Below are 18,163 nucleotides of genomic sequence, written 5' to 3'. Positions count from 1 at the left end.
GGCAAGTGGCGCCGTCGGTTGCGTGGCCCTCAAACCAGCATGGATTGCTGCGCAAAAATGGCGGCCATGGCGCCGCTGGAGCTCGCGAGGGTGACGCTGGCCATCGGGTTGGCGAGGTCGCCGGCGGCATAGATGCCGGGGACGGAGGTCTGGCGGCGATCGTCAATTTTGAGGACGCGGCCCATGGGGTGCTCCAGCGTTTCGAGGCCGAGGGCTTCATGCAGGCTGGAGGACGGGCGAGTGCGCGGATGAGCGAACAGCACATCAACGGCGATGCGCTGGCCGGTGTCGAGATCGACAGTGGCGATCTGGCCGTCCACATGGCTGATGGCGACGATCTTGCCTTCGATGAGCGGTACCTGGCGGCGGGCCAGCTCGGCGCGCGCGTCGGCGGAGATTTCGTGGCCATCGGCAAACAGGGTCAGCCGGTCGGTCCAATCATGGAATAGCGAGACGGCATGCAGCGAATGCTCGCCGGACCAGACGAGGCCCCAATGCTGGCTCGCCACTTCAAAGCCGTCGCAATAGGGACAGGGCACTACCGACTTGCCCCAGGATTCGGCAAAGCCGGGAATGGCGGGGAATTGGTCGGTGACGCCATAGCTGAGCAGCAGGCGACGGGCCTGATGGGTGGCTCCATCCTCGGTGGTGACGCTGAAATTGTCGATGGCGCCGCTGACGGCGTCGGCGCGGGCATTGACCAGTTTCACCGTCGGATAGCGCGCCAGTTGCTGGCGGGCGGCGCCAAGAATGTCGCCGGGCGCTTTGTGATCGTGGCCGAGCAGGCCATGCGAATGGGCGGCGAAGCGATTACGCGGCAGGCCGGTGTCGAGCACCGTGACCTGACGGCGGGCGCGGCCGAGCTGCAGCGCGCCGGCCAGGCCGGCAAAGCTGCCGCCAATGATGAGGACGTCATCCATGATGGTGGGCTCCGGGATGGAGGGGATGGGGGGTGGCCTGGGCGGCGATATCGGCCAGCGACACCGTGGCGAGGCGGGCGGCGAGCAGGGCTTCGGCATCGGCGATGACCTCGCCCATCACGGCATTGACGCTGCGGACAATGCCGCAGCCAACATCGCCGGGATCGCTCTCGGTGCGGATCAGCAGGTTTTCGCCCATGGCGGTATAGACGGCGTAGAGGCTGATTTCCCTGGCGGGCAGCAGCAGGCGCCAGCCGCCCTCATGTCCCTTGGTGGAGGCGACGAAGCCGGCCTCGCGCAATTGGCCCAGCACGCGACGCACGACGACCGGATTGGTCATCAGGCACTGGGCCAGGGTGGTGGAGGTCATGGCCTGGTCGGGCTGCTTGTGCAGATGGACCAGGGCATGCAAAGCGAGCGAGAGGCGGCTGGAACGTTTCATGTAACTTACATTGTTACATTGAGGAGTGGAGTCAAGCGCGTGGTGGATTTTTGTTGGTGGTTGGGCGGAGGGCGTTTGAGCGCCGCAACCTTGGGGTCGGCGCCCCTCCCCCTTGAGGGGAGGGTTGGGGAGGGGGTGGTTTGGTGGGTCACTGATGGACCCCCACCCCCGGCCCCTCCCCTCAAGGGGGAGGGGAGGGACGATGGCGAGTTCTGCTGTCAGATCCGCCCGTCTTTCAACGACGCCGCCAGTGGTGCTGGCCGTTCGACCGGGGTCTTGATCTCGATGGTGCGACCTTCGCGGGAGGCGGTGGCAAAGGCCTCCATAACTTCGAGGACGTGCAGGGCCAAATCCCCATTGGCGCGGTGGGGGCGGTTGTCGAGGATGCCCATGGCCATGTCGGCGACGCCGAGCGAGCGGTAATTGCCATTGGCATAGGGCTGGGTGACCGGAATTTTGGTCCAGACCGCATCCTTGCCGCGCTGGCGGATTTCGACATCGCCGCCAAAGAAATTGGGATCGGGAACGATCAGGCTGGCCTCGGTGCCATAGAGTTCGAGCGGCACATGCTTGTGTGCGGCGACGTCGAAGCTGAGGCCGACCTGCACGATGGCGCCATTGGCAAAGCCGAGCGAGGCGGTGACATGGGTGTCAACTTTGACATCAATGATCTGGCCCTGCTTGAGCTCGGACAGCACCGGACGTTGCGCCCGCAGGCGCGAGCCCATGGCAGAGACGCGGGCAACGGGGCCGAGCAGATTGACCAGATCGGTGATGTAATACGGCCCCATATCGAGCACCGGACCACCGCCGATATCGTAATAAAACGCTGGATCGGGGTGCCAGGCTTCGTGGCCGGGGCACTGGAAAAAGGCGGTGCCGCCGACCAGTTGACCGAGTGCGCCGCTATCGACCACGGCGCGGGCCTGCTGGTGCGACCCGCCGAGGAAAGTGTCGGGGGCCGAGCCAATGCGCAGGCCGGCCTTGTTGGCGGCGTCGAGCAAGGTTTTGCCCTCGGCGAAGCTGATGCCGAGCGGCTTTTCGGAATAGACATGCTTGCCAGCGGCCAGCACTTTGAGACCGACCTCGACATGGGCGCGCGGGATCGTGAGATTGACCACCAACTGGATCTCGGGGCTGGCCAGCATTTCGTCGATGCTCATCGCCGTGAGGCCGAATTCGGCGGCGCGGGCCTCGGAGGCTTCGGGGCGCATATCGGCCAGGCCCTTGATATCGAGCACCGGAAAACCGGCCATATTTTCGTGGCCGGTGATGGCCCGCAGATAGGCCGATGAAATATTGCCGGTGCCGATGAAGCCGACACCGAGGCGCTTGGTGGTCATTTGCGTGCATCCTCCCTGACGTACGTACGGCAGGCTATCGGGGAGACGCAGCCCACGCCAGACGGAGCATGAATTATTTGGCGCGCGCAGCCTGGGCTTCCAGCGCTGCCACGCGCCGTGCCAGTTCCTGCATCCCCGCAATCAGCGGGGCGATGAAAGCGTCGTAGCGCAGGCCCTGTTCGCTGGCGGGATCGGCGGGGTCAGCCAGGATGTGGCCGGCGAAGTCATGGGTGCCGAGCGCGGCCTGCACCTGCTGGGCGATGAGACCGTAATGGGTGCGCTGGCCATCGGCCCAGCGATATTTGACCGGGGTCAGCGCGCAGATGAAATCAAGGCCGAGATCGCTGGGCGCGATGTCGGTTTTCTGGCGGGCATCCGAGGTCTGGATGGTGCCGGTGGCCGACCAGATGGCGGACCAGCGCGCGCCGGCAGCACCCAGGGTAATGGCATTGTCGGTGGCCGGTTGCAGGCTGGCCGCGATAGTCGTGACGCCGGTGCCGGCATTGACGGTGAGCGCATTGATCCAACTGGCCCCATCGGGACTGACCTTGAGCCGCCAGTGATCGTCGCCGGCCAGCCCCATTTCGGCGCGGCCGGACCAGTTGCTCTGATAGAGCAGGCTGGCGGTATCGCCGGGCGCGGCCTTGTTGAGCTTGAGCTGGTGGCCATTGCCGACATGGGTGAACAGCGTCGCGGCGGCCGCCACGGCCAGCCGGTTGGTGGCGTCGGCGCTGGTATTGACCCCCAATTGCGGCAGGCCGGAGCCGAGCGAGGCCAGCGGCACCCAGGCACCGGCATCGAACACATATTGAGTGCGTTCGGCCTTCACATAAAGCTGCCAGCCGGACGCGGGATCGTGGAAGCTCCAGACGCCGGAGCGGAAGGCGGCGATTTCATCGGCATGGCCGGCCCAGACGCCAGTGGCGGCTTGCGGCACCAAATAGGTCTCGCCCTCAAGCGGCGTGGTGGGCGGCGCAAGGACGCTGCGGCTTTCGACGACGGGCTGCACCAGCGCGTCGAGCGCCTGGATGGCTTCGTTATGGGTGATGTGCTTTTGCGCCTGGCTGGGCATGATGAAGGGCAGTGACAGGCGGGGCGTGTGGTCCATGAGGGTCTCCTTGTGCGGGAGAGTCTAGGGCCAGGAACGGGGGTGGGGATAAAGCGGTCCGCCCGGTCGAATATCGACTGCAGGCATGCCAGCAAGCGGCTGGCACTAAATCTCTATCAAGATTTTGACGTTTCAGCGCAAAACCCCTAAATGACACGCATGAGCACGATCGAAGATCTCCTGGCGACCGACCCCAGCCTGCTGCTTGTCGATGACGACGCGGCGTTTTTGCAGCGCCTTGAACGCGCCATGGTGCGGCGGGGGTTCGATGTCCGCATTGCCGGATCGGTGGCCGAAGGGCTGGCGGCGGTCAATGACAAGCCGCCCGCCTATGCCGTGGTCGACCTGCGGCTCGAGGACGGTAACGGGCTCGAAGTGGTCTCGGCGCTGCATATCAAGCGCCCCGATGCGCGCGCTGTGGTGCTGACCGGCTATGGCAATATCGCCACCGCCGTCACCGCAGTGAAGCTGGGGGCGGTGGATTATCTTTCCAAGCCCGCCGATGCCGATGATGTGATCAACGCCCTGCTCGCCACTGGCGAGGACAAGCCCGAGCCGCCGGAAAATCCGATGTCGGCCGACCGGGTGCGCTGGGAGCATATCCAGCGGGTGTATGAATTGTGCGACCGCAACGTCTCCGAGACGGCGCGGCGGCTCAATATGCATCGGCGCACGCTGCAGCGAATCCTGGCCAAGCGCGCGCCGCGCTAGGGGCTAGCGCTGCCGATGCAGTCCAAAAACGCGGTGTCATCCCGGCCTTGAGCCGGAATCATCCTGAGATGGGTGATGCGGCGATATCTCAGGATGGGCCCCGGCTCAAGGCCGGGGTAACATCGGGGGTGGAGTGAGATGTATGGCTCACAATGCCCCTGAAAGTTGCTAGCTCACCGACATCAGCGTTTCAAACCCGCCATAAATCATGCGGGCACCGTCATAGGGCAGCACCATGGCGCCCATGGCGGGGTCCTCCATCATCTTTTTGCCCACCGCGTCGCGGGTGGCCTTGTCGGGATATTCGATCCAGGAAAACACGATCACCTCGCCTGGCTTGGCCTGCACGGCGCGCTGGAAATCGGTGAGTTTGCCGGCGGGGACGTCAGTGCCCCAGTTTTCCACCACGCGGGTGGCGCCCCATTGGCGGAACAGTGCGGCCGCCTCGCTGGCTTGCTTGATGTAAGCCTGCTTGTTGGCGGCCGGCACGGCGATGACGAAGCCATCAATATAGGTCATAGCGAGTCTCCTCAGGTTCAGTCGAACAACGCGCCGCTGACAGGCGGGGTTGCCACTGTTCGCTCGACAACGACGAATGGCTGGGGCTTACTTCGACAGCATCGGAAAAAACGGAGTTCGCCCTATGGCCGTCACCCTGCATTTCCACGGCGCGGCAGGCACCGTTACCGGCTCCTGCTATCGGGTGGTCCATCCCGGCGGCCAGTTCCTGGTCGATTGCGGCTTGTTCCAGGGCAATAAATCGGTCCGCGACCTCAATCTCAAGCCGACGCCCTTCGACCCCAAGGCCATCGCCTTCCTGCTGCTCACCCATGCCCATATCGACCATGCCGGGCTGCTGCCCAAACTCTATCGCGAGGGCTGGCGCGGGCCGATGTGGATGACCGAGCCGACGGCGGGACTCTTGGAGTATCTGCTGCCCGACAGCGCGGGCATTCAGGAAAGCGAAGCCGAGCGCGAAACCAAAAAGCATAATCGGCGCGGCGATGAACCGGCACAGCCGCTGTATATGATGGAAGACGCCGAGGAGGCGCTCAAACACCGCCAGACCTGCCGATATGGCGAATGGATCACCCCCGGGCCGGGGGTGCGGGCCCGCTATTGGAATGCCGGCCACATCATCGGTTCGGCCTCGATCGAGGTCGAGGTGCAGGACGGCGACAAGACCATCCGCCTGATGTTCTCCGGCGATATCGGGCCGGACGAGAAGGTGTTTTACAATGAGCCGGAGGGCCCGGCGGGCTTTGACTACATCCTCTGCGAAAGCACCTATGGCGGGCGCGAGCGGGTGGATTATACGCTGGCGCAGCGCCGCGAGGCGCTCAAGACCGAGATCAATACGGCGCTGGCGCCGGGCGGCAATCTGGTGATCCCTGCCTTTGCCGTCGAGCGCAGCCAGGAGTTGCTGCATGATATCGGCTATCTGATCAAAACCGGCGAAATCGACCCTCGACTGGTGTTTCTCGACAGCCCGCTCGCCAGCAAGGTCACCGGCGTCTATCGCAAATATGCCAAGATGTTCGATGACGTCGAACTGGGCGCCGACGAGCTGTTCAACGACCCCCGCTTCCGCATCATCGAGACGGTGGAGGAATCCAAGGCGATCAATACCATCCGGGGCGGCGCCATCATCATGTCGGCCTCGGGCATGTGCGATGCCGGGCGCATCAAGCACCATCTGCGCAACAATCTGATCCGCGCCAATGCCACGGTGCTGTTTGTCGGCTATCAGGCGCCGGGCACGCTGGGGCAGGTGATTTTGAGCGGCGCCAAGGAAGCGCGCATCCACGGCACGCTGGTGCCGATCCGCGCCACCATCCGCTCGATGGGCAATTATTCGGCCCATGCCGATCACTCCGAGCTGATGGCCTGGATCAAGGCGCGGCTGCCGGCGCATGGGGCGATCTTTCTTATCCATGGCGAGGATGAGGAACGCGCGGCGTTGCGCAGCGCCATTATGGCGACGGGCATTGCCGGCGATCAGGTGATCCTGCCGCTGCTTGACGATTATTTCGAGCTGACAGCGGCGGGCATCGCCGCACGGTCGCAGACGGCGACGCCGCGCATCGATCCGGTGCAGGTGCATTCGGACTGGCACAATGCGTTTTCCGATTTCACCATTCGCCTGAGCCAGCGGCTGCAGGCGGGGAGCGATGCGGAAAAGCTGGCGCTGATGCAGGCGCTGCAGCAGGAATTGTCGGAACTGGGCGTGGCCCCCTCACCGGCGCATCGGCCGACACCGATCACCCCGGTGGAGACGCAGAGCGTGGATGAATAGGGCGGGCGAACGTCGCTACGAAGGCGTCTTGGGCGCCAGCACCCCGGCCATGGCCCAGCCCAGGGCCAGCAAGGGGAGCAGCATGCCGAAGGCGAAGCGGATGCCGTAATTTTGCGCCACGGCCCCGATCAGCAGCGGCGCGCCCAGGCTGATGATCTGCACGACCAGCGTCATGGCAGCGACATTCTCCGCCGCCGGACGGTCGCCAATGCCGGCGGCGCCGGACAGCATCAGCGGATAGAGCACGCAGATGCCGAGGCCGACGAGGCCAAAGCCGAGCAGCGCCATGACCGCATTGGGGGAGAACACCACAGCGCAGAGCCCGACAAAGGCAATGGCCGACATGATGCGCGCCACGCGCACCGGCCCGAAGCGGTCAATCTGCCGGTCGGCCAGTAAGCGCCCGATGGCCATGGTGGCGAGCAGCGCCGGCAGGGCCAGCGATTCCACCCAGGCGGGCACGATGAAACTGTCGCGCAGGAAAATGATGGACCAGGAGCGCGCGGCGCCTTCGAGCAGTTCGCCGCCCAGCCCGAACCCCACCAGCGCCAGCGTCATCAGCGTGGGCCAGGCCAAGCGCGGCCGGGCGCTGCGCCTGCTATGGGCGCGTTCGGGGGCATCGCGCATCGGCAGCACGATCAGCAGCATGGCGCCCAGCACCAGCGGCGCGGCCAGCCCCAGATGCCATGCCGCCGACAAGCCTAGCCCGCGAATCGGCGAACCGAGCAGCGCGACCCCGAGAAAGCCAATGCTCCAGGCGCCATGGCAGGTATTCATCACCCGGCGACCACTGGCCGCCTCGATGCGGTCGGCCTCGACATTCATGGCGATATTGGTGACGGCGCTGCCGACGCCCATGACGAAAAACAGCCCGGCCATGGCCCAGAAATTCGGCGCGACGGCAATGGCGGCGGCGGCAAGGGTCTGGATCGGCAGGAAAATCAGCACGGTGCGGCGCGGCCCGAAGCGCTCGATGATCCAGCTGGAAAACAGAAATACCGACAAGGCGCCGGCAGGCAGACCCATGAGGGCCATGCCCAGCTGCGCATCATTGAGGCCGAGCGCCAGCTGCACATCGGGGATGCGGGTCTGGATGGCGCCCATGCCGAGCGCCTGCAGCACGAAGACGGCGATGATGCGCCAGCGATTGGGGTCTGAGTTCACTTGGGGCCGGGGTCCATCAACGCATGAATACGGTCAGCGCCGAGCCGGGCCAGTTTGAGCATCAGCGCCTTGCGCCGGGCCGGGGCCAGCGGGGTGTCGGGGCTGTCGCGCAAAATCGCCCCGTCATGGCCATCGGCGACGATCAGGCCCTCGCTCTCGGGGAAAATCCCGGCGTCAAGTTCGGGCGGTTTGGCGAAGAAGAATTTGTCGGAAAATTCGCGATATTCCGGCCATTTGCGGTCGACCTGAAAGTCGATCAGGCTGGATTTGATCTCGATGATCCAGATTTCGCCCTTGGGCCCCACGGCCAGCACATCGGCCCGCCGACCATTGGCCAAGCCCACTTCGGCGTAGCAGGCCATGTCGTGCCGCTCGCGCAGCATGCGCATCACCCCGCGCTGCACGCGCAGCGCGGTGGCCGATTGGCGGAGATCGACGATGGGCGGCAGCTCGGCCATGACTACTCCGCAGCGATGGGCGTCGGCGCTTTCTTGTCATCCAGCGCGTAATAGCTGGCCACCAGCCCGGCCAGCAGCAGTGGCAGGCAGATCAGATACGACATGCGGATGCCCAGATATTCGGCAACGAAACCCAGCAAAGGCGGCGCCAGGAAAAACACCACAAAGCTGACCTGCCCCAGCGCCGCGACATTGACCGCGGCGGGCCGGTCGGTGCGCTGCGCGGCGGCCGAGACGGCGATCGGATAGACCGCCGAACAGCCCAGCCCCATCAGGGCAAAGCCGATCAGAGCGGCGTTCTGCTCGGGGGCGACACCCACCAGCAGCGCGCCCATGCCGGCCAGCGCCAGCAGCACGATGGCAACATTGCGCGGGCCATAGCGGCTGACCAGCGGATCGGCGGTGAGCCGCATCGCCGCCATGAAGAAGGCGAACAGGGTCAGCCCCATGCCGCCGATCAGCGGGGTGCTGTCAAAGACGTTGCGCATATAGATGGCCGACCAATCGATGCCGGCGCCTTCCACGAGGAAGGCGGCAAAGCCGATCAGGCAGAGCGGCAACAGGCCCAGATTGGGAAAGGCGATGGCGTGGCCGCTAGTCTCGACAAAGCCGGCCGGCTTGGGCGCGGGCTGCATGTTCCACAGCATGACCACGGCAATCAACAGCACGGCCAGCGCCAGCAGGCCCAGATGCCAGGCCGGGGTCAGCCCCGACTGGCGGATCATGGCGCCGAACAAAGCGGTGACGAAAAAGCCGACGCTCCAGAAGCCATGGGCGCGGTTCATGTAGCGCTTGCCGGTATGGGTTTCGAGCCGGTCGAGCTGCACATTGAGGTTGATCTCGAAGGCGCCGCCGAGAAAGCCGGTGAAGAAAAGTGCCACGAACATGCCGATGGGCGAGCTCATCCAGGGGATCGAGGCCAGCAGCAGCGCCGGGCCGAGCACGGTGACAAAGGCAGTGGTGCGCGGGCCAATGCGTTCGACCACCGGCGCGCCCAGCGTCAGTGAAATCAGCGAGCCGATGGCCATGCCGATCATGGTCAGGCCGAGCTGGCTTTCGCTGAGGGCGAAATGGGTCTGCAAATCAGGCAGGCGCGCCATCACCCCGCCGGTCATGATGGCGTAGAGGAAGAAGCAGGCGTAGATGCGGTATTGCGGGGCGATTTTCATTCAGCAGCCATGGCCTTGGAGGCGCGATGCGCGCCCAGTCTATTGGTGAACAGCAATGCGATCAGCACCAGCGGAATGCCGATGCCGAAGGCCCAGCGGATGCCGAAATGCTCGGCGACATAGCCCAGCAGCGGCGGTCCCAAGAGGAACGACACAAAGGAAATCTGTGCCAGCGCCGCGACGTTGACCGCAGCCGGGCGGTCGGTGCGCTGTGCGGCGGCCGACATGGCCAGCGGAAACAGCGCGCTGCTGCCGACGCCCAGCATGGCCAGCCCGATATAGGCCAGCAACTGGGTCTGGGCGAAGAATACCAGCACGGCCCCGGCGCCCAGAATGGCCAGCAGCGCCCGCGCCACCACGGCAGGGCTCCAGCGCTCGACAAAACTATCGGCGAAAAACCGGGTGACGGCCTGCGCCCCGGCGCCCAGCGCCACGGCAAAGCCGGCCCAGAACGGGGTGGCGACGAATTCCTTGGTCATATAGATCGCCGACCAGTCGATGCCGGCGCCTTCGAGGATCATGGCGGGCATGCACATCATCACCAGCATCATGATCGCCAGAGTCGGCCGGGCAAAGCGCGGGGAATCCGCGGCGCTGCCGCCACTGCGATGCTCGGCGGGCTGGAAGCGACCCAGCACCACCACAGTGGCTATGGCGATCAGCGGGATCATCAGCGCCAGATGGATTTGCGGCGACAGCCCGGTGGCGGCGATAAACGCCCCCACCATGCCGGCGGCAAAGAAGCCGAAGCTCCAGAAAGCATGGGCGCGGTTCATGATGCGACGACCGATGGCGTGCTCCACCCGGTCGGCTTCGAGATTGATGATCAGCTCGATGCAGCCAATGGTGACGCCCACCGGCATCAGCAGCAGGAAGAAGGTCAGCGGCGACGGCGCCCAGACGGCGACGGCGTAAAACAGCGCGAGCAGCGGCAGCGCAGTCAGCAGCGTGCGGCGATAGCCGATACGCTCGATGATCGGGCCGGCAAAGGTCAGCGAGATCAGCGTTCCCAGCGCGGCACCAACCAGCGCCAGACCCAGCGCGCCTTCACCAACGCCCATGGCGCTCTGAATCGCGGGCAGGCGGGGATAGAGGCTGCCCATGCAAAAGGAATAAATGAAAAACGCCCCGAACACCTTGATCTGGGGCGGCAGGTCGATGCCGAACTTCATGGCTGAAACTACTCGCGAAATCAGTGGCCAGAAGCTAGGCGAAATCCGGCCGGGGGGAAAGCGCCAGTGGAAACGTTTTCGTCAGATTTTTGCAACGTTGCAAATATGTGGCAATAGCCTGGCGTCTGGGCTCAGCCGGCCTGCAGATAGGTCTCGTCGCGCACCACCTGGGTGCCACTCAGCGGGTGGCGCAGGATTTCGAGCCGGCGAAACTGGCCACCGGAGCGGGTTTCGGCGGCGCGCTGCGGGGCGGTGACGCGGTCGCGGCGGTCGGGGCCGAAATAGCCCGGCGTTTCGTAATAGATCAGGCTTTGCCCGACCTGCCGGTTGAGGCGCTCGGCGACGCTATCGCGGGTGAATGGCAGGGTGATGACATCATCAAAGCCCAGATTGATGCAGCGATTGATGCTCTCGACCGATGGACTGTCGGCAAAATACAGCAGCGGCGAAAAGCGGATGCGGCGGCTGGGGCAAAAGCGGATCGCTTCGGCGGCGGGGCGCAGCGCCTCGACATCGGGCACGGCGGCGAACAGGAAGAAACATAGCGGCGTCTGGCTGGCCTGTCGTTCGGCCTCGGCCACCCCGGCATAGGGCAGCACCGCCGCAAAACCGAGGCGGCGCGCCAGATCGATCAATGCGGCGCCCGGCCCATCCAGCGGCCCGACGACATAGGCGGCTGCCTGCATGCCCTGCCACTCCCAGTCCCGCCGCGCATGCTAGAGGCGGAATGCTAAGGGACGGCTAACGGCAGGGCATGGAGGCTGTCGGGGCTCAGTTCTGGCTGATGCAGACCGAAGTGGTGCCGCGATTGCGGAAGCCCAGCTTGGTGGCGGCAGCCTTGGACAGGTCAATGATGCGCTTGCCATGGAACGGGCCGCGATCATTGATGACGACGTCGATCTCGGCGCCGGTGCGCTGGTCGGTGACGCGGACCTTGGTACCGAAGGGAAGGGAACGATGCGCCGCGGTCATGGCGTTTTCGTTGAAGATTTCTCCTGAGGCGGACTGCTTCCCGTTGAAACCGGGACCGTACCAGGAGGCACCGCCGCATTGGGCATAGGCTGCAGTGGAGAAGGAGAGCAGAGCTGCAGCAATGACAGCGGCGGAAACAACTTTTCTAATCAAACTATCGGACTCACATCAGTTAAGGTGAGCGCTGATTAGGGGCGGCGGCCGGCCACAATAAGCCCATATTGACTGCATCTGGCCCGGTTACGGCAGGTGTTGCCCATATGTCGCAGAAATTTGGACAGCATTGCTGTGCTGTTGGCGGCGTTACTGGGTGAAGTGGAGAAAATGAATCCGCCAAGCCGCGCTCTCGCGGATTCAGTCACGGTCCAAATCCCGGACTCGCGGATTCAGCTTGCGCGCTGTGGCCATGATGTCACGGTTCCCGCTCAATTGCCCGAAATCGACCGGCCGAAACAGTTTTCCACCGCCCTTCCCGGCCCAATCGGCGCGGTTTGAGCCAATTATGGCAGGATTGTGCGGCGATTCCGGCTTCAACCGCCGGGGTCGATCCGCTACGCAAGAGCGGTCTTGGGAGAGAGAATCATGACCATCGCCGCCACGCTGATGCTGGTTGGACGCCTTGTCTTCGGCCTGTTCTTCATCATTGCCGCCTTCCGCAACACCATCCATTTCAAGGAGCGCATTCCCTCGCCCACCAATTATGGCTGGGCCATGCCGCCGGCGCTGGTGGCGGGCGGTTTCGCCATGCAGTGGATCGGCGGGCTATCGCTGCTGCTGGGGTTTTATCCGGTGTTCGGGGCGCTGGTGCTGATCGCCTTCCTGGTGCTGGCCACCGCCGGCTACCACAATCTGTTCATGTTCAAGGGCAAGGAACGTGACCCCCATCTCTATCTGGTGCTGGTCAACATCACCCTGGTGGGCGGGCTGCTGCTGGTGATTGCCGACAATTTGTAAGCGAATAAGTGTGGCATCTGTCGGCAATTGTGGCGGCGCGATAACACTTTTCCAAGAACTTCCGGGGCAGACTTGCCGCGCTTAGGACGCAGGCAATGTTGTTTCAATCGACGGATCGTTCCGCCATGCCGCCTGACAGGGGGGCGATGTCGGACGAACATAATGGAATCAAGCGCATAGGTCGGCTGGTGCTGCTGTGCGTCGGCGTCCTGGTCGTGTCCTCGATTCTGCTGACCGGCACCGCTTTGCAGGCCATGTACAGCATCGATCAGGCCAATCTGGACGCCGAACGACAGCGCGCCGCCAATGCCATCGACATCATCTCCGAGGAGATGGGGCCGTTGACCGCTGACAGCGTGGCGCTGCTGGGCCGGATCGCCGGGCTGCGCAATGCCCATCTATCCACCGAAGTCAGCACCGACCCATCGGAGCGGCAGATTCCGCTGATGGAAGGCGAAGGCGCTTCGGGAAACCTGCTCACCTGGACCCGCAGCGCCACCGGCAACACCCTGCTGCGTAAATTCGCGCCAATCCGCATCCCGATCATTGCCGGCATGGTGCTGCTGATGCTGGGGCTGCTGATCCGGCTACGCCATCTGGTGACCGATATCGAGCGCCAGCGTCGGCTGGCGCATCGCCAGTCGCGCAGCGATGTGGTGACCGGGCTGGCCAATCGGCTAGCCTTCGAGACGTCGCTGACCGAGTGTGCGGCCGGCGACGCGCCCTTTGCCGTGCTGCTGTTCGACCTCGACCGCTTCAAGGCCATCAATGACGCCTTCGGCCATGCCGCCGGCGACGATGTGCTGCGCATTGTCGGGGCGCGGCTGTCGGCCCTGCTGGGCCCGGGCGATCTGCTGGCCCGGCTCGGTGGCGATGAATTCGTGCTGCTCAGCGCCAGCCGTACCGAGCGCGCGGCGCTGGAGCAACTGGCGCGCGACTGCATTGCCGCCATCGAAGCGCCGGTGCAGCTGGTTGGCCGCGCCATCTGGGTCGGCATGAGTCTGGGCATCGTTGCGTCGACGGCGCCGCATCGGGGCGCGCTAGATCTGGTGGCGCAGGCCGACGCAGCGCTCTATCGCGCCAAAGCCAAGCGGGGCAGCGGCTTTTGCTTTGCCGGTGACCCGGTGGATATCGCCGCGCCCAAGCCTCTGCTGCGGCGGCCGGCCTAGCGGTTCATTTCACCGGCCGGGGCGTCAGCCCGTGCAGGAACAGATGCTCGAGATAGCGGGCAGCGTCATCAAAGCGCCCCTCGCCATTGCGATCCGGCCCCAGCACGGCGCGCACCTGCACGTCGAAATCGGCATAATGCTGGGTCGTCGCCCAGATTGAAAAGATCAGATGATAGGGGTCGGTGCGGGCAATACGGCCCTGCTCCATCCAGCCTTGCAGCACGGCGGCTTTTTCATCGACCAGGTCTTTCAGGTCGATCTCGATCATCTCGATGATGCGCGGCGCGCCCTGCAGCATTTCATTGGCAAACAGCCGGCTTTCGCGGGGAAAGTCGCGCGCCATCTCCAGCTTGCGGCGGATATAGGAGCGGATTTCGGGAAACGGATCGCCCTCGGCATCCATTTCGCGCAAGGGCGCCAGCCAGTTGACCAGCAGCTCGGAAATCAGCCGACGGTGAATCTCTTCCTTGCGCGGGAAATAATACAGCAGGTTCGGTTTGCTCATCCCCGCCACCTCGGCGATCTGGTCGATGGTGGCGCCGCGAAAGCCATGCACGGAAAACACCTCCAGCGCCGCCTCGAGGATCACGTCTTGCTTCTCGCGCTGGATGCGGGTCAGCGGCCGGGGCTTGGCATGGGGATGCGTTGCCGCCCTGGCGTCAGCTTTGTGCTGGCGCGGGGTGGTAATGGTCGGCTCGGCACTTTTCACTTTGTTCGGCGGCATTTTCGCCTTGCTAGAAAGTTTGGGAGTGCTAACATTTTTCCAACTGGTCAAAATTCTGGTCTTAACGGTCCGGCGTCAAGAGCCAAATGCACCAAGCAGTGCACAAACGATGGGAGTGAGGGTGACGTGTCCAATTCAAATGCCGTGGTGCCGAACGATCTGAGCGCTTTCTGGATGCCCTTCACGGCCAACCGGCAGTTCAAAAAAGCGCCACGGATGCTCGTGGCGGCCAAGGATATGCACTACACGACCAGCGATGGTCGGCAGGTGCTCGATGGTACGGCAGGTCTGTGGTGTGTCAATGCCGGCCACGCCCGCCCCAAAATTGTCGAGGCCATCGCCAAGCAGGCGGCCGAACTGGATTACGCCCCGGCGTTCCAGATGGGCCACCCCAAGGCGTTCGAACTGGCCAACCGCATCGTCGATATTGCGCCGGCGGGGCTCGACCATGTGCTGTTCACCAATTCGGGCTCCGAATCGGTCGACACCGCGCTCAAGGTGGCGCTGGCCTATCATCGGGTGAAGGGCGACGGCGCCCGCAGCCGGTTGATTGGCCGCGAACGCGGCTATCACGGCGTCAATTTCGGCGGCATTTCGGTGGGCGGCATTGTCGGCAACCGCAAGATGTTCGGCACGCTTCTTACGGGCGTCGACCACATGCCGCATACGCATAACCTCGCCAAGAACGCCTTCACCAAGGGCGTGCCCGAGCATGGCGGCGATCTGGCGGACGAGCTGGAACGCATCGTCACCCTGCATGATGCCTCCACCATCGCTGCCGTCATCGTCGAGCCGGTGGCCGGTTCGACCGGCGTGCTGCTGCCGCCCAAGGGCTATCTGCAGCGGCTGCGCGACATCACCAAAAAACACGGCATCCTGCTGATTTTCGACGAGGTCATCACCGGCTTCGGCCGACTGGGGACGCCGTTCGGCGCCGATTATTTTGGCGTTACCCCCGACATCATGGTCACCGCCAAGGGCCTGACCAATGGCGTGATCCCGATGGGCGCGGTGCTGGTCAGCTCGAAAATCCACGACGCCTTCATGAATGGCCCCGAGCATGTCATCGAGTTCATGCATGGCTACACCTATTCGGGGAACCCGATCGCTTCGGCGGCGGGCCTGGCCACGCTCGAAACCTACAAGGAAGAGGGCCTGCTGAGCCGCGGCGCTGCCCTGGCGCCGGTGTGGCAGGACGCGCTGCATTCGCTCAAGGGCGAGCCGCATGTCATCGACATCCGCAATATCGGTCTGGTCGGCGCCATCGAGCTCGAACCCATTGCCGGCGCCCCGACCAAGCGCGCCTTCTCGGCTTTCCTCAAATGCTTTGAGGATGGCTATTTGATCCGGACCACCGGCGACATCATCGCCCTGAGCCCGCCGCTGATCATCTCCGAAGCCCAGATCGGCGAGCTGATCGACGCTGTGCGCCATGTCCTGCGGAGTATCGAATAATGTCTGTCATTGAAAACGCCGTTGCCGGAAAACGCTATGTCTCGACCGGCCGCCGGGTGCCGGTGTTCAACCCGGCCACCGGCGAAGTCTCGGCCGAATTGCCGCTCTCGACCATGAGCGAACTCAACGACGCGGTGGCCTCGGCCAAGCAGGCGCAGGTGGCGTGGGGCAATACCCCGCCGATGAAGCGCGCCCGCGTCATGTTCAAGTTCAAGGCGCTGCTCGATCAGCATGCCGACGAGATGGCACGCGAGATTTCGCGCGAACATGGCAAGGTGCATGACGACGCGCTGGGCGAAGTGGCGCGCGGCATCGACTGCGTTGATTTCGCCTGCGGCATTCCCCAACTGCTCAAGGGCGAATTTTCGCGCAATGTCGGCCCGTCCATCGACACCTATTCGGACCGCCAGCCGCTTGGCGTCGTCGCCGGCATCACCCCGTTCAACTTCCCGGCGATGGTGCCGATGTGGATGTATCCGGCAGCCATCGCCTGCGGCAACGCCTTCATCCTCAAGCCCTCCGAGCGCGATCCGTCCGCCTCGATGCTGGCCTGGAACCTGTTCATGGAAGCGGGCCTGCCCGAGGGCATTCTCAACGTCATCCATGGCGACAAGGAAATGGTCGACGGCATTCTCGACCATCCCGACATCAAGGCGGTGAGCTTTGTCGGCTCGACCCCGATTGCCGAATATGTCTATCAGCGCGGCACCAAGGCCGGTAAGCGCGTCCAGGCTTTGGGCGGCGCCAAGAACCATATGGTGATCCTGCCCGACGCCGATCTCGATCAGGTTGCCGACGCGCTGATGGGCGCCGGCTACGGCTCGTCCGGCGAACGCTGCATGGCCATTTCGGTCGCTGTGCCAGTGGGCAAGGCAACCGCCGATGCGCTGGTGGCCAAGCTCAAGCCGCGCGTTGAAAGCCTCAAGATCGGCCCCGCCACCGACAAGGACGCCGAAATGGGTCCGGTGGTCACCGCGATGCATCGCGACAAGATCCTCGGCTACATCGATTCCGGCGTCGAACAGGGCGCAAGCCTGGTGGTCGATGGCCGTGGCTTCAAGCTGCAGGGCTATGAAAACGGCTATTATGTCGGCGGCACTTTGTTCGACAACGTCACGCCCGACATGACCATCTACAAGGAAGAAATCTTCGGGCCGGTGCTGTCGGTGGTGCGCGCCAACGACTATGACGAGGCGGTCAATCTGATCAACGGCCACGAATATGCCAACGGCACGGCCATCTTCACCCGCGACGGCGACGCCGCCCGAGAATTCGCCGACAAGATCGAAGTCGGCATGGTCGGCATCAACGTCCCGATCCCGGTGCCGGTGGCCTACCACTCCTTCGGCGGCTGGAAACGCTCGCTGTTCGGCGACCACTCCATCTACGGCCCCGAAGGCGTGCATTTCTACACCCGGCTCAAAACCGTCACCACCCGCTGGCCCGCCGGCATCAAGGGCGGCGCCGAATTCAGCTTCCCGAGTGTGAAGTAGAAGAGATGCACCAGATTCTATCCAGCATCTCACCTTTGGGCTTTCCCCTCATTCCTGAGGGGAAAGGGGGCATTGGTGGTGCTGGTGAAGGAATTGGTGGTGCCGCACAAACCACCTCTCCCCTGAGGGGAGAGGTCGCCGCGCAGCGGCGGGTGAGGGGTTCAGTCTCGCGGGCACGCTTATTGCGCCAAAATAGCACCGATGCCGAAATGAGGCTTTGGGCCATGCTTCGGGGGCGCCAGCTCAATGGCCACAAATTCGTCAGGCAATTGGTCACTGGCCCCTATATTGCCGACTTCGTCTGCCGCAAAGCCGCGCTGATCATCGAGCTTGATGGCGGCCAGCACGCTGAATCCGCGTCTGACGAACAGCGGACAGTGTTCCTCAACGCCGAGGGCTATTCGGTTCTCCGCTTCTGGAACAACGAGGTTATCGATAGCGCGGATGCTGTGTGGCGCGCGCTGCTGTCCACTCTTGCGCTGAACCCCTCACCCGACCTTCGCTTCGCTCCGGCCACCCTCTCCCCTCAGGGGCGAGGGAAGAGCGGCGCAAGCGCCGCATCGACACATAAACGCAGTTATCGGCTGAACGCCGATCCTATCAAAGAGTAAGC

19 protein-coding genes are annotated in these 18,163 nt (G+C 64.0%); 7 read left to right on the top strand and 12 right to left on the bottom strand.

The window, feature by feature from the left end; genetic code table 11:
• Positions 1 to 29 precede the first annotated feature (29 nt).
• The 4 genes from ACX3OZ_RS08920 to ACX3OZ_RS08905 form a co-directional block, all read right to left on the bottom strand.
• Positions 30 to 920: an NAD(P)/FAD-dependent oxidoreductase gene (locus ACX3OZ_RS08920; protein ID WP_459094377.1), complete on the bottom strand. Its 891-nt coding sequence runs from the start codon at positions 918 to 920 to the stop codon at positions 30 to 32.
• A complete protein-coding gene (locus ACX3OZ_RS08915; RefSeq protein WP_459094376.1) occupies positions 913 to 1,362 on the bottom strand; it encodes an Rrf2 family transcriptional regulator in 450 nt (149 codons plus the stop codon). The genes ACX3OZ_RS08920 and ACX3OZ_RS08915 overlap by 8 nt, the downstream gene beginning before the upstream one ends.
• 218 nt (positions 1,363 to 1,580) lie before the next feature.
• A complete protein-coding gene (locus ACX3OZ_RS08910; RefSeq protein ID WP_459104297.1) occupies positions 1,581 to 2,705 on the bottom strand; it encodes a Gfo/Idh/MocA family protein in 1,125 nt (374 codons plus the stop codon).
• A gap of 73 nt (positions 2,706 to 2,778) precedes the next feature.
• The gene (locus ACX3OZ_RS08905; RefSeq protein ID WP_459094374.1) at positions 2,779 to 3,813 is read right to left on the bottom strand and encodes a DUF2793 domain-containing protein; all 1,035 of its coding nucleotides are present in this window, start codon (positions 3,811 to 3,813) and stop codon (positions 2,779 to 2,781) included.
• A gap of 159 nt (positions 3,814 to 3,972) precedes the next feature.
• Between ACX3OZ_RS08905 and ACX3OZ_RS08900 the strand changes: the two genes are divergently transcribed.
• Entirely contained in the window at positions 3,973 to 4,524 is a 552-nt protein-coding gene (locus tag ACX3OZ_RS08900; protein ID WP_459094373.1) for an ActR/PrrA/RegA family redox response regulator transcription factor, read from the top strand.
• Positions 4,525 to 4,692: 168 nt separating this feature from the next.
• Here ACX3OZ_RS08900 and ACX3OZ_RS08895 read toward each other — a convergent pair whose 3' ends face one another.
• Positions 4,693 to 5,043 carry a DUF1428 domain-containing protein gene (locus ACX3OZ_RS08895; RefSeq protein ID WP_459094372.1) on the bottom strand — a complete coding sequence of 117 codons (351 nt, stop codon included), beginning with the start codon at positions 5,041 to 5,043 and terminating at the stop codon, positions 4,693 to 4,695.
• Between the two features lie 124 nt (positions 5,044 to 5,167).
• On the opposite strand from ACX3OZ_RS08895, the gene ACX3OZ_RS08890 reads away from it, so the two are divergent.
• Positions 5,168 to 6,820: an MBL fold metallo-hydrolase RNA specificity domain-containing protein gene (locus tag ACX3OZ_RS08890; protein ID WP_459104296.1), complete on the top strand. Its 1,653-nt coding sequence runs from the start codon at positions 5,168 to 5,170 to the stop codon at positions 6,818 to 6,820.
• A gap of 15 nt (positions 6,821 to 6,835) precedes the next feature.
• Here the strand turns inward: ACX3OZ_RS08890 and ACX3OZ_RS08885 are convergent, their stop codons facing one another.
• The 6 genes from ACX3OZ_RS08885 to ACX3OZ_RS08860 all read right to left on the bottom strand — a co-directional run bounded on the left by ACX3OZ_RS08885 (position 6,836) and on the right by ACX3OZ_RS08860 (position 11,908).
• A complete protein-coding gene (locus tag ACX3OZ_RS08885) occupies positions 6,836 to 7,984 on the bottom strand; it encodes an MFS transporter (protein WP_459104295.1) in 1,149 nt (382 codons plus the stop codon).
• On the bottom strand, positions 7,981 to 8,442 hold the full coding sequence (locus ACX3OZ_RS08880) for an MmcB family DNA repair protein (protein ID WP_459104294.1): 462 nt from the start codon (positions 8,440 to 8,442) through the stop codon (positions 7,981 to 7,983). The genes ACX3OZ_RS08885 and ACX3OZ_RS08880 overlap by 4 nt, the downstream gene beginning before the upstream one ends.
• A gap of 2 nt (positions 8,443 to 8,444) precedes the next feature.
• Positions 8,445 to 9,611 (bottom strand): MFS transporter, encoded by a 1,167-nt coding sequence (locus ACX3OZ_RS08875; RefSeq protein ID WP_459104293.1) that lies wholly within the window; start codon positions 9,609 to 9,611, stop codon positions 8,445 to 8,447.
• Positions 9,608 to 10,783 carry an MFS transporter gene (locus ACX3OZ_RS08870; protein ID WP_459104292.1) on the bottom strand — a complete coding sequence of 392 codons (1,176 nt, stop codon included), beginning with the start codon at positions 10,781 to 10,783 and terminating at the stop codon, positions 9,608 to 9,610. The genes ACX3OZ_RS08875 and ACX3OZ_RS08870 overlap by 4 nt, the downstream gene beginning before the upstream one ends.
• Positions 10,784 to 10,914: 131 nt before the next feature.
• Complete coding sequence (locus ACX3OZ_RS08865; protein ID WP_459104291.1) at positions 10,915 to 11,469, bottom strand: hypothetical protein; 555 nt, start codon at positions 11,467 to 11,469, stop codon at positions 10,915 to 10,917.
• A gap of 85 nt (positions 11,470 to 11,554) precedes the next feature.
• Entirely contained in the window at positions 11,555 to 11,908 is a 354-nt protein-coding gene (locus ACX3OZ_RS08860; RefSeq protein WP_459094365.1) for a septal ring lytic transglycosylase RlpA family protein, read from the bottom strand.
• A gap of 429 nt (positions 11,909 to 12,337) precedes the next feature.
• Here ACX3OZ_RS08860 and ACX3OZ_RS08855 point away from each other — a divergent pair, with 429 nt between their 5' ends.
• On the top strand, positions 12,338 to 12,709 hold the full coding sequence (locus ACX3OZ_RS08855; RefSeq protein WP_459104290.1) for a DoxX family protein: 372 nt from the start codon (positions 12,338 to 12,340) through the stop codon (positions 12,707 to 12,709).
• Positions 12,710 to 12,804: 95 nt separating this feature from the next.
• Positions 12,805 to 13,878: a diguanylate cyclase domain-containing protein gene (locus tag ACX3OZ_RS08850; RefSeq protein ID WP_459094363.1), complete on the top strand. Its 1,074-nt coding sequence runs from the start codon at positions 12,805 to 12,807 to the stop codon at positions 13,876 to 13,878.
• Positions 13,879 to 13,882: 4 nt separating this feature from the next.
• On the opposite strand, the gene ACX3OZ_RS08845 is transcribed toward ACX3OZ_RS08850, so the two are convergent.
• Entirely contained in the window at positions 13,883 to 14,602 is a 720-nt protein-coding gene (locus ACX3OZ_RS08845) for a TetR family transcriptional regulator C-terminal domain-containing protein (RefSeq protein ID WP_459094362.1), read from the bottom strand.
• A 174-nt stretch (positions 14,603 to 14,776) separates the two neighbouring features.
• Here ACX3OZ_RS08845 and aptA point away from each other — a divergent pair, with 174 nt between their 5' ends.
• From aptA to ACX3OZ_RS08830, 3 genes are read left to right on the top strand one after another with little or no spacing between them, the layout of a single operon-like run.
• Positions 14,777 to 16,057, top strand: a complete 1,281-nt coding sequence (gene aptA / locus ACX3OZ_RS08840; protein ID WP_459104400.1) for an omega-aminotransferase AptA — start codon at positions 14,777 to 14,779, stop codon at positions 16,055 to 16,057.
• Entirely contained in the window at positions 16,057 to 17,550 is a 1,494-nt protein-coding gene (locus ACX3OZ_RS08835) for a CoA-acylating methylmalonate-semialdehyde dehydrogenase (protein ID WP_459104289.1), read from the top strand. Before aptA ends, ACX3OZ_RS08835 begins: the two co-directional genes overlap by 1 nt.
• A 5-nt stretch (positions 17,551 to 17,555) precedes the next feature.
• The gene (locus tag ACX3OZ_RS08830; RefSeq protein ID WP_459104288.1) at positions 17,556 to 18,161 is read left to right on the top strand and encodes an endonuclease domain-containing protein; all 606 of its coding nucleotides are present in this window, start codon (positions 17,556 to 17,558) and stop codon (positions 18,159 to 18,161) included.
• The last annotated feature ends 2 nt before the right edge of the window (positions 18,162 to 18,163 follow it).

It is taken from the genome of Devosia sp. A369 (genome assembly GCF_054489345.1).
This window is presented reverse-complemented; position numbering and strand designations above follow the sequence as displayed.